We start from the raw sequence: 15306 nt of genomic DNA, 5'->3' as shown, positions 1-15306 counted from the left end.
CACGACGATCGAACTTTGCCGATTGTTCACTCTTCTGAGCTGCGACGCTACCAAATACCAGCCGAGAACTCGCGTCGCTCCACAAATCAGGCGCGCGGATGGGCCTGATCGTGGACGGATCGAAGCCGTTCGACCGACACGTGCGTGTACAGCTGAGTGGTCGCCAAACTCGCATGACCGAGGAGTTCTTGGACCACACGAAGGTCCGCACCACCCTCCAGCAAATGTGTCGCAGCCGAGTGCCGAAGCCCGTGCGGACCCATGTCGGGAGCCCCTGGAATTGCAGCCATGGTTTCGTGGACCACCGAACGCGCCTGACGCTGATCGAGCCGGCCGCCTCGAACTCCGAGGAGCAACGCTCGCCCGGACCGATCCGAACACAGCGCGGGTCGTCCGTGCTCCAGCCAGCCGTTCAGTGCCGATTCTGCGGGCAGGCCGTATGGCACCGACCGCTCCTTGTTCCCCTTGCCGAGAACACGAAGCAATCGTCGATCGGCATCGACCGACTCGACGTCCAGTCCACACAACTCGCCGACGCGAATTCCGGTGGAGTACAACAATTCCACGATGAGTCGGTCTCGCAGGGCGAGCGGCTCTTGTTGCTGCGCACCGCTTTCCGCCGCATCCATTGCGTCGAGGGCCTGGCTCTGACGCAGCACCGTCGGCAGCGTCCGGCGAGCGGGTGGAGCCGCCAGACGTGTGCCCGGGTCGACGGAAATGCGTCCGGTCTGCGCGAGCCACGCAGTGAACCCACGCGCCGAAGAAGCCCGTCGAGCTACCGTCGTACGGGCTGTTCCTACGGCATTCTGGGCGGCCAACCACGAACGCATGACACTTAGGTCGAGGCGGTCGAGATCTGCATGCTCCGAACCCGCGGAGAAATGGGTCAGCAATGCCCGCGCGTCACCGACGTAGGCGCGGATCGTGTGTTCCGACCGGCCTCGGCTCAGTCGGAGGTGCTCGGCATACGCATCGAGGTGAACGCTCAAGCTCGCCGGCAATGCGTCAGTCATGAACACACGCTCGCTCGCCGCGATTGAAACTGCAAGCTCCCTCGCCGATAGGGTTGATCGGTGAATCGAGCAATTCCTCTGAAGATGTTGTGCGTACTGGCACTGATTTCCGCAATCGCTCCACTGTCCATCGATATGTACCTGCCCGGCCTACCGTTGATGGCGGATGCACTCGACACTACTGCGGCCAGCGTTCAACTCACGCTGACCACCTTCATGGCAGGCCTCGGAATCGGCCAGCTGATCATCGGTCCGATCTCCGACGGACTTGGCAGGCGACGAATACTGCTGGCCGCGACAATCATCACGGCACTGAGCGGCGCGGCATGCGCGGTGGCGCCGAACATCGAGTTGCTCATCGGTGCACGACTCGTCCAGGGCTTGAGTGGAGGCGCTGCCATCGTTCTTGCCCGCGCTTGTATTGCCGACCGAGCGCGCGGCGACGACGCAGCGAAGCTCTTCAGCATCATGATGATCATCGGCGGTATCGCTCCCGTCGTCGCGCCACTGATCGGCGGCGCACTTCTCGGCCCCGTCGGATGGCGCGGAATCTTCTGGGTCCTGGCTGTCGCGGGCGCCGTGATGGTGGCTGGTGTCGTTTTGCTCGTTCCCGAGACACTTCCGCCCGAGCGACGCCACGGCGGCGGATTGAAGGCCCTGATCTCGAATCTGCGATACGTGGTCCGCAATCGGCACTACCTCGGATATGCGCTCGCATTCGTCTTCGGATTCGGCGCCTTGTTCGCGTACATCTCCGCGTCACCGTTCGTCGTTCAGAACGTTCTCGGGCTGAGTCCGTCACAATTCTCGATCGTGTTCGCAGTGAACGCCACCGGAATGGTCACGGCAGCGATGATCACCACTCGCCTGCTCGGTCGCGTCGGAGCACGCACGCTGCTGCGTTTCGGGGTGTGCCTACTCCTCATGGGCGGCGCCGTATTGTTCTGCACCAGCGTGGTTTTCAGTTCCACGAATACCTGGTTGATCTTGGTCCCACTGTTCGTGGCAATTTCGAGCATCGGGTTCATCATGGGGAATGCGACCGCTCTCGCCCAAGGAGAGGTCACCAACGCGGCCGGGACCGGTTCAGCGCTGATGGGAGCGGGCCAGTTCGGCTTGGCGGCGCTGGTTTCGCCGTTGGTGGGAATTGCGGGAGAAGACACGGCAGTTCCGATGGCAATCGCAATTCCCACCTTCGGAGTTCTCGCGGCCGTTGCGCTCGTGTTGCTGACTCGCGGCACGGCCGCCGCGAGTTAGTTTTCGGCCGCGGCGAGTTCGGACTTCCAGACCCGGAAGCCCTCTTCGGTGCGACCACGACGCCAATAGCCGGAAATAGAAGCGGCCGACGCCGGGACATTTCGTTCCTTGCGAATGTACGGCCGGAGGTTGTGCATGACGGCTTGCGCTTCACCGTGAATGAACACGTGCGGTTCGCCCGGCAACCACTCGAGAGCCTTGACCGCGGCGACAACCGGAGCGTTGTCGCCAGCCAATTCTTCGCCGACCGCGTCGGACGATGCCCCGCGATGCAGCCAGGTCACGGCAATACCTTCTGGGGCATCGAGCGCGATTTCGTCTTCCGGTCCCCCGACCTCGACGACGGCGTAGCCGACCGCATTCGGCGCCAATCGCGCTATCGACGCGGAAATAGCGGGTATTGCGGTCTCGTCTCCGACGAAGAGATACCAATCAGCGGTTGGTGACGGCAAAAACGCGCCACCGGGTCCCCGCAGAGTAATCTCAGCGCCCGGCTGAACTGACGCGGCCCACGGACCTGCGACACCCATGTCGCCGTGGACGACAAAATCGATTGCAATCTCTTTGGCATCAAGATCGTACGAACGAATCGTGTAGGTGCGCAGTGTCGGCTGATCAGGAGTGCCGAATTCGATCTTTACATAGGAATCGCTGTATTCGCTGGGAGTGAACGACTCGAAGCCTGGTCCCCCGAGAAACACTCGTACCATATGCGGGGTCAATTGTTCGGTCCGCAGAACCGTCAATGCAGTTGTCGGCTTGGCCACAGAAAGATCCTTCCGAAAGTTAGTGTTACCTAACTAATGTACACGATAATTGCAGCACGAGAGCGAAATACCTCGCCGGCGACTCCACACAGCGCACTGTCGACCTTTGTACAGAGCGAAAGAAACCGACCAATCTGCTGGGTAAATTCGGTGCTGTTTAGACGAATTATTTGATCTGCTTCACACGGACGACCTGTCGGACAAAGCTGTCCGAGAACTCGGCAAAGCAACAGTAAAATACACCTCTGGCTCGCGGCGAGTTCGCCGAGAGCCAGAGGTGTATTTAATTCAATCTAGTGTGCAGCGTCGAAAGCGTCGATGATTTCCGCTTTGATACGCCCACGCGGAGCAACTTCGTAACCGTTCTTACCTGCCCAGTCACGGATGGCCTGGAGCGTCTCCTTGGAGCGTCCGGAACCTGATGTGGCCTGCGGAGATGCAGCCTGAGCCTTCTTGCCGCGCTTCCCGCTCACCTTCGCAGCAGCCTCGACGAACGGCTTCACCCCAGCGTCGAACTTCTCTGCATTGGTGGCGCGCAGATCGATCACGTAATCCGTTCCCTGGTAAGAGAACTCAATTCGATCACCGAATCCATCGTCAATCGGCTTACCATCAAGGTCGTCGATGAGTTGCCGAATCAGCTTCTCAGCCATTGCACTCCTCTTTCAATGATCGATTCAATTCTCCTTCACAATACACAGATAGAGCGTTGATGAACAAAAGAAGTTCGAAAGCCTTCACCGTTTCCGAACAGACTCAATGGTCCGAATTAGCAGCGGGTTAGCGGCATTGCCTCGACCGAACACGACCCTGAAAATTCTGCACATTCATCCCTCGGATGCCGGGTGTCAATCAATGCCCGCCGTCATCGTGATCCAGACTAATCGGACTTCCATGCACATTGACCTGAGGCTTTCCTGAGACCCGTCGAACTTGCAGGTCGGGTCGGCGAAACGCATCGAGAATTACATTGCACACAGTCGAGCAAATTCGTGAAAAATAGCCCTGACGTGCCATTTCCGATGCGCTGCAGGTATCGACGATTCGCGGTCTTCGCAAACGATTAGTGAGCATCGCCACGTATGGTCTGACGGGCGCAGAAGTAGTTCACGTACTACCGCGTCCGAAACCAACCACTGGAATCAGAACTTGCAAATCCCTCCAGTTCGAGCAGAGGAAGAGTGGCACGAACCTGAGCTATGAGCAATCCCGATTCCTCGGACAACTCACGCGTACTGCGAGACCCCGTTCCCGGCAATGCTTCGTATACCAATCGAGAATTGCCTCGCAATGCGTCGATGTCACGCGTCGCGGCCGCATCCTCCGCGGAATCCCCGACACCAAATGGGCCTGACGCTTCGACTACATCCACGGCATTGGAAACGAGTTGCGCTTCACCTTCTCGGATCATCCGGTGGCATCCGGTCGACGATGCCGAGGTAACCGGTCCGGGCACCGCCATCACGGGACGGCCTAACTTCCGAGCCCAATTGGCGGTATTGCGTGCACCACTGCGCCAACCCGCCTCGACCACCACTACTCCGTCCGACAACGCAGCTACCAGTCGATTCCTTGCCAGAAACCGGAACTTTGCAGGTGTAGTGCCCGGCGGATATTCACTTATCACTGCACCCGAACTCGCTATCTGTTTGAGTAGTCGCGCATGCCCTGACGGATACGCTCGATCCACGCCACAGGCCAAGACAGCCAGTGTGGTTCCACCTACGCCCAATGCAGCGCGGTGCGCGGCCCCGTCGATACCGAAGGCCGCCCCGGAAATCACGGTCCATCCGTCGACAGCCAGGTCACCGGCAATCTCTGCCGTCACGTGTTCGCCGTACGCAGTAGATGCCCGCGTGCCCACAATTCCAACCGATCTCTCGGTCAGATCAACCAAATCCCCGGACCCCAACACCCACAACACAAATGGTGCCGTCTCACCCCCGGAGGGATCGAGTCCGTCAAAGGAAAGCATTCGCCACGCCGGCCAATCGGCGCAGTTCGGTGTAACGAGTCTGCCACCCATCGCCTCCATCAGGTCGAGGTCTCGTTGGGCTGTGTCGATGTGAGCGCGGGCTCGCGTCTTCTCCTCGATCGCGGGTGGCAGATCGCCGTTGCGAACCGCCCTCGCAGTTTCTTCGACCCCGAGCTCGCCGATCAACATGGACATATATGCGCTAGGGCCCTGCACGACGCGGGACAGATATGCCCAAGCGAGTAGTCGTGGATCGTGTGCAGTCATTGGAATCCCCTGTCTCGAAAGTCGAGTGCGGTGACAACTTGGTCTGGTCCGGGCATCGCTTCACCTGCCAGATCGGCGACACTCCAGGCAACCCGCAACGCTCGGTCCGCCCCACGAGCAGTGATGACACCTTTACGCAGCGCCCGTTCCACCGGCGCCAGCGCTGCACGCGAGAGTCTGAACTTCTGTCTCAACGCCGGCCCTGGTACCTCCGCGTTGGTCCGCCACCCGTACTCACTCCACCGCTGGGCTGCAGTGTCTCGAGCCGCCGCCACGCGCGCACGAACATCGCTGGTGCTTTCCCCCACTTCGTCGATCAGCGCTCCGGTTGCTACCGCCTGCATCCGGACCCTGATGTCGACTCGGTCCAACAACGGGCCAGACAATTTCCCCAGGTAACGGCGACGCGCCGCGGGTGCGCAGACGCAGTCCGCGTCTCGCGGCGGCGCGCATGGGCACGGATTCGCGGCCAGGATCAGCTGGAACCGCGCCGGGTATCGGGCAACTCCGTCCCGCCGGGCGATTCGCACCTCCCCGTCTTCGAGTGGCGTGCGTAGCGCTTCGAGCACCTTCACCCCGATCTCGGCACATTCGTCGAGAAACAGCACGCCGCGATGGGCGCGGCTGACCGCACCAGGACGAGCCATCCCACTACCACCACCCACCAGCGAACTGACCGACGAACTGTGATGCGGCGCAATGAAAGGCGGCATATCGATCAACGGCCGATCCTCCGGCAACACCCCCGCCACCGAATGAATCGCCGTCACCTCCAACGACTCCCCCTCCGTCAACGGCGGAAGAATCCCCGGAAGCCTCTGCGCCAACATCGTTTTCCCGATCCCCGGCGGACCCGTCAACATCAAATGATGCGCACCCGCCGCAGCAACCTCGATCGCCCACCGAGCATCCGTCTGCCCGACAACCTCACTCAAATCCCGCACCGCCACCACACCAGCACGCTCGAAAACATCAGGAACAGCCAGCGCCAACTCCCCACGCAACCAGCCGATCACCGCAGACAAATCATCGGCACCCAACACCTCGATCCCCTTCACCAAGCCCGCCTCAGCCAACGCCCGAGTCGGAACCACCACAGTCCCCCACCCCGCCCGCTTCGCCGCAAGCACCGCAGGCAACACGCCACGCACCGTCCGCAGTCGACCGTCGAGCGCCAACTCCCCCAAAAAGACAGTCTCCCGCAACAACTTCCGCGGCAACTTCTTCGCCGCATCGAGAACCGACAACGACAAAGCCAAATCGTAAACACTGCCCACCTTCGGCAATGTCGCCGGCGACAACGCCAAAATCACCTTGCTATCCGGCCACTCCTCACCAGAATTGGTCACCGCGGCCCGAATCCGATCACGCGACTCGTGCAACGCCGTATCAGGCAGCCCCACCAAATGCACCGCAGGCAACCCGCGCCCGATATCCGCCTCGATCTCCACGATCTGCCCGTCCACACCACTGACCGCAACAGAATGCGCCCGCCCCAACGCCATCAGAACGCATCCACAAAATGCTCGACCGAAGGCTCACCGTCGCGGCCGATCAACACGGCCACCACATCGAAACGCACCCTCGACCACGACCGGCCCGAATCAGTGAGCCACTGCATCGCCAGCACCCGAATCCGACGCTGCTTCGCGAACGTCACCGACTCCGCCGGACTCCCGTACCCGACACCAGAGCGAGTCTTCACCTCCACGAACACAATTCGATCACCGGACGTCGCAACAACATCCAACTCGCCATACCGGCAACGCCAATTACGCTCAACGATCTCCAAACCCGCATCGATCAGGAACTCGACAGCCACATCCTCGCCCCGAGCACCCAACGCCATATTCCTCGCCATCGCAGCCCCCACCACTCACACGACCGCGCGCCCGCCCATACGAAACGCGTCCCAACACCACCCTCAACCCACCACCACCAAACCAAGCCACCCAAAACCAACCTGTTGACAACCCAGAACCTGTGGATGAACTCCCCCTGGCCCGGACCCTGAGCACGGCTCTGCCCGGCAAAGATCAATCACCACAAGCCGATTGCCAGCAGATCTTCGACCTGGCCGACACGATCCTTGGTCTCGGCGATGTCCTGCTCATTCTTGGTGATGCGATTGTCGTGGTCTTCGACCTTCACATCGACGGCGGTGTCACTGGCACCAGTGCTGAGTAAGCCGTTAAAGGCTAGGACGGATGAAGTGCTGAGTACTACGAGGCCGGTACTTGCGGCGAGGATGAGCTTCTTGCTGCTGGGAAGCTTCGCTATTAGATTGATTTGGTTATTCATTATTCAGTTGTCTCCGCTTATATTTCGGTGCTAGTATGCGCTATAGTGCTTTTTATTACAAGAATTTCATAAACGGGTGTGGATGAGTTAGTAACGCCAGACTACCGGCACCTTACGAATTAGCAGGTGTCGTTCCCACCATTACCGATCGCGTCGCTCTTCATTGGGAACGACCTCGCCCTCAATCACGATGGGTTGTTTGGCTGCGGCCTTGTTCGTCTTGCGGGCCGCCAACTTTTCGCGTTGTCGTACAACTTGTCGTTCAATAATTGGCATGGCCTTCTCGTCCCACAACAGCTTGGCGTCGTGCACTGCCTCTGCGCGTCGTGCCTCGATGACAGGGAGAGCCTTCTCCTCCCACAACCTTCTCACGTGGGGCGTTGCCTCAATGACGAGCTCCTTGGCCGCGCCCTTCACGATATCGGCGAGAAACTCGACTACTTCTCCCTGAACACGGACTCGCCGTCCCTGATGGACTTGCCGCCGCGCATGTGCCTTGCCGTGCGTATTGGTCGGCTTGTTGACCACCACGGGGTCAGGCTCGTCATCCGGGATGAATCTGGCACTCCCTTTGAGCTTGCCGTCAGAGTCGTAAAGGTTGTTGTGAAGCCCGCCGTCCTTACTGTTGCCGGGAATCAGGTTATCGTCGTCCCACTCGAACGAACCTCTCCTACTAGTAACCACGCGACACCTCGGACATGAGGGCGAACGGCGGGGTCGTCCTGCCAGGAGTCATGCTCAGGACTCTACTTGCGGGCACCGACCGATTACCCAACTTCTTCGGAGCACCCGAGCAACTAGCCCGCGATCCTCGCAGCCTCCCGGAACGTCTCGATGATGTGCAGGTAGTTCTTGCGACCGTCACCGCTGTTGGTGGCGTTGTAGGACAACGGACTCGGATGTGGGCACCTGAGGATAACGGTGTTACGGATTACTTCAGCATCGATCTTCGAAGCAATCCGATCCCATGATTTCTGCGCCTTGTCCCCTGACAACACCAGTACGCGGGGCGGCTCACTCAACAGCCGGATGAAGTCGACGAGGTACGGCGCTGCACGCGGAGCCTCCTTGCTCACTGTGCGAGCTGGGAACAGCGGGTTGTCCGTCGACCACCACGGCACGACGTTCCAGTTCAACGTGATGTCGTATGGGCCTCCGGCTGCCTCGGTGGCCCCGTAGTAGTTGCGCGCCGTTGGATCGTTGTTGAGTTTGCTGATGAAGCCGGAGTCACCCTCGGCAGCTCCCGACGGGTCTTGGAAGAGCATGAGTATGCGGACACCCTTGCGTGCGGCGTCGGAGTCCAGGTACGGAATTGACTCGCTGGTCTCGGCTCGCACCTCTTCGACCCACTTGTTCAGACGACCTACTTCGCCGTTGAATCGGCATGCAAGCCGGGCTTCTACGTTGCGCGGGGCATGTTGCTTACTCAGCAGCTCACCGCGCTGGTACGCGAGCTTGTTGTAAACCGTCACGAGTGCCGAGTTGATCTGACAGCTCGGCCCACCGACAGTGTGCGGTGTAAGTCCGTCGTCCGTACAGGGTTGCAACCAGATCGCTAGATCAGATCCGCCATCCTGCTGTCGCCGAACACGCCGACGTCGGCCTTGTGCTCCCGGCGCAACACCTTGAGCACGGCTCTCGCCTCGGATTCATCGAGCTTGAACCGCTGACTCAGATCGATGCCCGTGTGCTCGGCGACGACTCCGAGCGGAATGCCGTGCTTGAACAGCGCCAAGGTGTCCGACGGTATGTAGTCCTGCCACTCGGCTGCGTCCTCAGTGAAACGATCGACAAACACAACCATCGAGGGACGCGTCTGCATGTAGGTCACGAGGATGTCGCCCTTCTTGAAGGTCCACTCAGGAACGACCCAGACCGATTTCGGGGCTCCGCCGGCCATCACTTCCCAGTGATCCTTCAGCGCCTCCCGCCAGTCCCTTGAATGCGGCCGGCCGATGTAGAGGGACTGCCCCGGCTTAACGTTGGGAATTGTGTTCGTCAGCTCCATAGTTTGAGTATGCCGATCAAGCCTTGCCCCGCGTGCTCATGTGGTTCCAGATCGCAGCGTCCAGAGCTCCGGGGCTGAAGCCCATCTCGTCAGCGGTCGCCTTCACGAGCGAACCGATTGAGTCGTAGTCCAGGCCAGGGACGCCGGCATCTGCCACGAACGCTTGGACATGTTGGTCGACGGCGACGTGGTTGTTGGACCCGGTAAGGATAGCGATGTAGTCCAGCGTCTTCGGCCCGACATGCTTCACACGCCTCAGCGTCTTCCGCGTCTCCGCCTCCAGGACTGGATCACGGAACCTAGTGGCCAGATCCGCAACCGTCTCTACGCCAAGTTCATCCAGTGCCATGGCAGTGTGTTGAATCTTCGGCAACTTGGGAGACGAGCGCCGCCACTTGAGGAACGAGGGCAAGTCTTCCGCATCGAGTCGCTTGAGGAAGCCGCTCAACGTGTCCGCGTCTGGCCACTCCCTCCACACCTTGTTTGCGCGTGGCCACACGGTCGTCTGGTAATTCGTCCGCGGCTGGAGTGCAGCGTCAGTGATGAGCGCACCCATGTGGCCCCACTTCCGCTCCTCCTCTTTGGGCTCGAGACCGAGGGCGTTGATGTGCGCGATCAAGCGAGTGACGTTGTCGGCGGTTGGGTCCATACAGATGATGGTCACACACGAGGCTGACAGACAGATGCCCCAAGGTTGGACGTACCTGTAGGTGATCGGCAAGTACGCCCGTGTGTGGTGTTTGATGTACGCATGCCTGAGCAGGACGACTTCGACGCGTCTGAACGGCGTCACATCATCGAAACCGCAACCGTAAGACACCATCGATCACGAGCGACACGATCGGTGGTCGGTCTTGGTAGAAATCAGCAACTAGTCGCCTTGATTGGTGCGGTTGTACTTATCGCGCCACTGGTGCTCATAGTCATAGACGGCGGTGTCTTGCCGCTACCGATTGGCTCTACTTATCGCGCTACAGACTACGACGGCATATTCAAAAACGACACCGTCAGGTTTGTCCTCTTCCTCGCTATCGCCAGCGGTCTTACTGTCTGGGTAATAGCGCGGCGGACAATCGGCGAAGGGAACATAACTCGCAACCAAACACTTCAAGCCCTCGCGCAAATCCAAAGTGACCCAGTCACCAACTCCACAGACTTTGACTCACTCTGGCAAGACAATCGCAAGCGTTTAAATGTCTACCACGACCTAGTAACCAGGTACGCGCAGTCGACACGAGTCGCCACCATCGCAACGATCGCCGTTGGGTTCGTGTTCATCGTGATAATCAGCGTCATCGAAAGAACATTTACAACGTAAGTGACGTAGAAGAGATCAACGGTAGTTCAGTAGGACATACAGTGTCGGTCTTCGATGACGGAGACAACAAGTGCTACGTGGTGAACGCGAGGGGTGTCTCCGGGCGCAGCCCCGCCATCTCTTGCGTCCAACGAGGCAACCGATGACCGTTGCCACAGGATGAACCACTAGTCCGGGATCACTCCCCTGCCTCGCAGTGCGCCACGATGCTCAAATACCTCAAAAAGTACCGGCGCGCCACCGGCAACCAGTTCCTGTCGATGGGAATCGGTCGGTTCGGCGCACGACTGAAGAACCTCCGCGAGGAAGGCTGGGTCATCGAGAGCGTGCGGCTGCGCGACGGACTCTGGGAGTACCGCTTAGTTGGCCACCGGGATGACCCACAGTAGGTCTCGATGACATACGCCCCGCCACGAGCCTGTTGGCAATAGCATCCAGACGACATATTTCAAGTGCGATGGGCCGGATGTTCACGATCGAAGAGATGTACGGGGCGGCTTTTCAATACGCCCTAGACAAAGCCACTGAGATGGCAATCGACGGCGCGGTCAACGAGTCAGTCAAGGCCTGGGTACGCCGATCTGAACGCAGGGCAGCCGCCAATATCTCGGAAGACTTGAGAGCACCATGCGGACCTGAGAGAACCATGCTGAGCAGCACCAATAACGAGGCCCCTCATCCTGCCTTCAACCGTCACTCCGTGAACCCTAATTATGGCGATGAGCGGGTTATAGCAATCGCGAAGACACAGCCGATACGACCGCAGGCGGGTGGAAGGCGCGGCTCAGTGTCGAGGTTGGACATAAGTACGCGCTCCGGTTGTACTACCACAACAGTGCAGGCCTCACCGCCGTCGCACGAGGCGCGAGGGCGCTGTGCAATCTTCCGAGCCCAATGGCTACCAACGCGCTGGTCACTGCCTTTATTGTCGGCGAGAACACCAGCCCGCCGGCCATCTGGTCGAGCCTTTTATTTGAGAGTGCGAACGACCAGCCGTTCCACCTTTAGTACGTGCCTGGGTCGACACAGATCTACACCAACAACGCTCCGAGCGGTCGGCAGTGTGGGGACGGGATAACTCAGGCAGGAGGGGTGTTGTTGGGAGACGAACTGGACGGCGTTGTGCCCGGTGGCTACCAAACGTCAGGAATCGTAGTGTTCCAGGTAGTGGCTGAAGTTTCAGATGCCTAAGCGGCTTCGTGGCTGTCGCACACGCCGTAAGGAATCAGGTTCACCGGGCGACACTCGTATGCTCAAAACTTGTGTCGGACCTCCTCCGTAAACTGGCACTCAACAGCTAGCGAAGGGGGCCGACATGGGTCCGTCGGACAAGTATGACGCTGAGGCCATCCGAAAGATGCGTGCAACCGCCGCGTCAGCTGCGGCTCAGATGCCCCAGTACAAGATTGACCCCCACACAATCAGCGCGATGAACAGCATGGTGAACGCCGTCAGGCCGCTGGAGTCGTTTCGCAACGACATGTTGAAGCAGATGTCTCCGATTCTGGAATCCATGAACCAGATGAACAATTACAAGATGGATCTGGTCACGCCAGAACTTGCTAAGACGATTGACAGACTCGCTGAATTCGACTCCATCAAGCAGCAGTTCGCCTCACCACCGTGGATGCAAGAGCTAAGGGAGACGATGAAAGGCTTCGAGCCAGTCGTCACGCCAGAACTGACCAACATGATGCGCGACGTGCTCGGCACCAGCGTGACCACTGAGCAGTTTGCTCGTAACGTGTTCAGCACCCCTGCCATCACCGAAACCATCCAGAGCATCAACGTGATGAACGGTCAGGCCGGGCTGTTCGCTGAGACCTTCACAAAGTCTATGGCTCCCGTCATGGAGAGCCTTCGGGCTACCTTCGAGCAGAGCAAGATCTTCGATGACTTCGACTTCTCGGTGCTCGACGATGTCGACGAAGGTGCGTTCGAGGACTTCCTCGACGAGCACCCCGAACTCGAAGAGGCCTACGAGTCGATCGAGGAACAGCTTGTTAGTCAGGGGCTCATCAGCGAGGAAACCCTGACCAAGACGGGGTCGCGGTTCAAATCGTCCAGGATTGCTAAACACCTCATGATTGCCGTCATCATGTTTTCGGCGGGCGCGGCGATCATGTTTGGAGTCAAGACACTTCCCGACAATCTGGAAGACGACGCCTATCTGTACCTCGGCATCGTCGGATTCATGTACACCGCTTACTCAGTCCACTCAATGGTAAAGAACGCCATCACTCCCCCGCCCGCGTCCTCAACCTGAGACAGGAAGTACACTTCACCCGCTCGATCCCCATGTGAAGCGACCGGTGTGGACTGCATGTACGACGCTGAGGTTGAAGACGAGAACCTAGGTCATGAGACCGGTTCTGCGAGCGCGGCACCGGTCAACACTGCAAATCCGAAGTAGAAATGACTGAGTTGGATCATCGCCGAGATACAGCAGCTCTTGTGGAAGGACTCAGCCAGCTCGTCGTTCTGTAGCTCAGCCAGCTCCTCTCGCTTTGATCCCCAATGCAAGCTGTCGCCGTAGTTGTGAGCCTCGATCATGTCTGCTGGCTTTATGCCCTTGAGACTGACCGGCGGGTTCTTTGCTGTCACACCCTCCTGCAGGCGCTCGCAGATCATTGTCGCGACCATCTCCTGGTTGAGCTGGTGATGCACCGTCGCCCATTGCTTCAAAACTTCCCGCGCTTCTGCGGGCTCCGTGAGGTGCTTAGTCGCCTTCTCAAGGATGCGGTAGACGATGGAGAAGCTGGCCTTCTCCTTCTCGTGATGAAGCTGCCGGAAGGTTCCAGAGAGTCCGGTGAATGCCTCGTGAGAGGGAAAGTCAGTGAGCATCTGCCAGTCGGAACTATCGCGCGATCGCTGGTAGGTGATGCTTCCGCCATCGTTGATCGCCGAGTACCCCGCTAGCTGTTGGCAGTGATCGACAAACCTGACGAGGGTCGCTGTGTCGGCCTCGTCGAACTTCAGCGCTGGGAACGCTGTTGGCTCTGGCAGGTCAAACAGGTACGTGAGTCGTTCCCAGTGGTACTTGAAGGCCTTTGGGTTCGTCGCGAAATCCTGCAGTGGCGGGTCAAACTTCAACTGCACCGGATGGATCGCACCCGTGTACTCCCTGGACTTGATTGTCCGGGTGCCCGTCTTCTTGTGAACACGCGAGTGCGTCTGCTCGTACACCAACGCGAGCGGTGGCCGTGCGATCTCGACGAATCGCATGGAGTCCGGTACCGGTTCCCACGGCCCGTACTGCATGTCCTCGGCCCGCCTCTTGGCCAACCTCTTCTTGGCGGCTGCGCTTCGTCCCATAGTTCTAGGATATCGGTGCACGCCGACAGGTCGACGCAGGTGACACCCTTGTTCTAGGCGGAACGGCAGTTGTGGATAACTCTAGCCTTTTTACTATTGCAAATCATGTTCACTAAGCGCATACTACTGCTCCCACTCTGGTGCCACAATGATCGGTACCGAGGTATGGATGCGATTGCGGGCGATGTGGTGCTCGCCGGACGACCCGACGATGAAGGCGACTCTCAAGGTTGCCCCGACGAGTTGATTGATCTGCTCTTCAACACCAGTACCTACAAGTAAGAGGTGAAGACGATCAACGAGGACGGGTGGCACGGTAATCACCGAACCTTCGCCGATTGGCAGGAAGCGTACTTCGGCGGCGTATCACTGGCTGAGTGTTGGTCATTGGTCGAAAGCGTTCGCGTTGTTCCAGCGTGAGAACCCGCCCGCCGTCGACAGGTGGCGGGCACTCTCATTGGAAGCTCGTGGCGTGTCCCCTGTCCACACACCAGTGATGGGCAGTGAACCACTTCACGAGAGGACAACAAATGAATCCCATAATGGGCTTGGTTATCCCACCCGATCCCGACCAAGGGATCGAGCTGGTGATGTTCGAGCCGAATGATGTCGATTTCATACAAGAGCAAGTCGGTGGCTGCTTCGATGTCGCTAGCAGTGCTGTACACGGTGCAAACATCTGGTTCGATGATCTTGGTAAGGCCAAGCAGCGCATGATCAATCATCGTGCTACGACGATCTTGTGGCTCGAATCTATCTGGCGCGAACATGACTTCATCGTCGGCAGCGTCCTGGTGACAGGGCAACCAGATGAAAGCGGAAGCATCACGAGCGTGCCTGAGTCGGTACTAGATGCGGTCGGTGGCATGTACGGGTGGAAGTTCGAGGTGCAGAACGGTACAGATGAGTGGGTCGGCAACGATGGTGTGTTCAATAACTACTTCGTGGCTGCGACCAGAGCAATCAAGCTATCTCAACGACGCCCGTCTGTGACAGAGATACGTGTTGTCCAAGCGTGAAGTTAAAGCCCCACCATTTCGGAAGTGAGGCACTTCAATTGGCCGGAAGTGGAAACATCCCCGTGT

The 15306-nt window shown here is 59.0% G+C and carries 17 protein-coding genes; 5 read left to right on the top strand and 12 right to left on the bottom strand.

Annotated features, from left to right (window positions below):
- Positions 1-86 precede the first annotated feature (86 nt).
- Entirely contained in the window at positions 87-1013 is a 927-nt protein-coding gene (locus KTR60_RS12170; protein WP_228402194.1) for a tyrosine recombinase XerC, read from the bottom strand.
- 84 nt (positions 1014-1097) lie between these two features.
- Between KTR60_RS12170 and KTR60_RS12165 the strand changes: the two genes are divergently transcribed.
- Complete coding sequence (locus KTR60_RS12165) at positions 1098-2270, top strand: multidrug effflux MFS transporter (protein ID WP_118602697.1); 1173 nt, start codon at positions 1098-1100, stop codon at positions 2268-2270.
- Here KTR60_RS12165 and KTR60_RS12160 read toward each other — a convergent pair.
- From KTR60_RS12160 to KTR60_RS12115, 10 genes are all read right to left on the bottom strand, one after another.
- On the bottom strand, positions 2267-3037 hold the full coding sequence (locus KTR60_RS12160; RefSeq protein ID WP_030535667.1) for a siderophore-interacting protein: 771 nt from the start codon (positions 3035-3037) through the stop codon (positions 2267-2269). The genes KTR60_RS12165 and KTR60_RS12160 overlap by 4 nt on opposite strands.
- A 293-nt stretch (positions 3038-3330) precedes the next feature.
- The gene (locus KTR60_RS12155; RefSeq protein ID WP_228402193.1) at positions 3331-3690 is read right to left on the bottom strand and encodes a histone-like nucleoid-structuring protein Lsr2; all 360 of its coding nucleotides are present in this window, start codon (positions 3688-3690) and stop codon (positions 3331-3333) included.
- 461 nt (positions 3691-4151) lie between these two features.
- On the bottom strand, positions 4152-5279 hold the full coding sequence (gene dprA / locus KTR60_RS12150; RefSeq protein ID WP_228402192.1) for a DNA-processing protein DprA: 1128 nt from the start codon (positions 5277-5279) through the stop codon (positions 4152-4154).
- Positions 5276-6784 carry a YifB family Mg chelatase-like AAA ATPase gene (locus tag KTR60_RS12145; RefSeq protein WP_228402191.1) on the bottom strand — a complete coding sequence of 503 codons (1509 nt, stop codon included), beginning with the start codon at positions 6782-6784 and terminating at the stop codon, positions 5276-5278. The genes dprA and KTR60_RS12145 overlap by 4 nt, the downstream gene beginning before the upstream one ends.
- A complete protein-coding gene (locus tag KTR60_RS12140) occupies positions 6784-7140 on the bottom strand; it encodes a YraN family protein (RefSeq protein WP_228402190.1) in 357 nt (118 codons plus the stop codon). The genes KTR60_RS12145 and KTR60_RS12140 overlap by 1 nt, the downstream gene beginning before the upstream one ends.
- A 179-nt stretch (positions 7141-7319) precedes the next feature.
- The gene (locus KTR60_RS12135) at positions 7320-7580 is read right to left on the bottom strand and encodes a hypothetical protein (protein ID WP_228402189.1); all 261 of its coding nucleotides are present in this window, start codon (positions 7578-7580) and stop codon (positions 7320-7322) included.
- Between the two features lie 141 nt (positions 7581-7721).
- The gene (locus KTR60_RS12130) at positions 7722-8264 is read right to left on the bottom strand and encodes a hypothetical protein (RefSeq protein ID WP_228402188.1); all 543 of its coding nucleotides are present in this window, start codon (positions 8262-8264) and stop codon (positions 7722-7724) included.
- 113 nt (positions 8265-8377) lie between these two features.
- Positions 8378-9052, bottom strand: coding sequence for a uracil-DNA glycosylase family protein (locus KTR60_RS12125; RefSeq protein WP_228402187.1), 675 nt, complete (start codon positions 9050-9052; stop codon positions 8378-8380).
- Between the two features lie 83 nt (positions 9053-9135).
- Complete coding sequence (locus tag KTR60_RS12120; RefSeq protein WP_228402186.1) at positions 9136-9588, bottom strand: hypothetical protein; 453 nt, start codon at positions 9586-9588, stop codon at positions 9136-9138.
- Positions 9589-9604: 16 nt separating this feature from the next.
- Positions 9605-10237: a hypothetical protein gene (locus KTR60_RS12115; protein WP_228402185.1), complete on the bottom strand. Its 633-nt coding sequence runs from the start codon at positions 10235-10237 to the stop codon at positions 9605-9607.
- A gap of 102 nt (positions 10238-10339) precedes the next feature.
- Here KTR60_RS12115 and KTR60_RS12110 point away from each other — a divergent pair, with 102 nt between their 5' ends.
- The 3 genes from KTR60_RS12110 to KTR60_RS12100 all read left to right on the top strand — a co-directional run bounded on the left by KTR60_RS12110 (position 10340) and on the right by KTR60_RS12100 (position 13172).
- Positions 10340-10906 (top strand): hypothetical protein, encoded by a 567-nt coding sequence (locus tag KTR60_RS12110; RefSeq protein WP_228402184.1) that lies wholly within the window; start codon positions 10340-10342, stop codon positions 10904-10906.
- Positions 10907-11112: 206 nt separating this feature from the next.
- Entirely contained in the window at positions 11113-11295 is a 183-nt protein-coding gene (locus tag KTR60_RS12105; RefSeq protein WP_228402183.1) for a hypothetical protein, read from the top strand.
- Between the two features lie 926 nt (positions 11296-12221).
- Positions 12222-13172 carry a hypothetical protein gene (locus KTR60_RS12100; RefSeq protein WP_228402182.1) on the top strand — a complete coding sequence of 317 codons (951 nt, stop codon included), beginning with the start codon at positions 12222-12224 and terminating at the stop codon, positions 13170-13172.
- A gap of 92 nt (positions 13173-13264) precedes the next feature.
- Here the strand turns inward: KTR60_RS12100 and KTR60_RS12095 are convergent, their stop codons facing one another.
- Positions 13265-14221: a hypothetical protein gene (locus KTR60_RS12095; protein WP_228402181.1), complete on the bottom strand. Its 957-nt coding sequence runs from the start codon at positions 14219-14221 to the stop codon at positions 13265-13267.
- Positions 14222-14751: 530 nt separating this feature from the next.
- Between KTR60_RS12095 and KTR60_RS12090 the strand changes: the two genes are divergently transcribed.
- A complete protein-coding gene (locus KTR60_RS12090; RefSeq protein WP_228402180.1) occupies positions 14752-15240 on the top strand; it encodes a DUF3846 domain-containing protein in 489 nt (162 codons plus the stop codon).
- The last annotated feature ends 66 nt before the right edge of the window (positions 15241-15306 follow it).

The sequence above is a fragment of the Rhodococcus sp. C1 genome (genome assembly GCF_020809065.1).
Lineage (GTDB): Bacteria > Actinomycetota > Actinomycetes > Mycobacteriales > Mycobacteriaceae > Rhodococcus_F > Rhodococcus_F qingshengii.
Note: the sequence above shows the minus strand (reverse complement) of the source record. Positions and strands in the feature narration are given on the sequence as shown.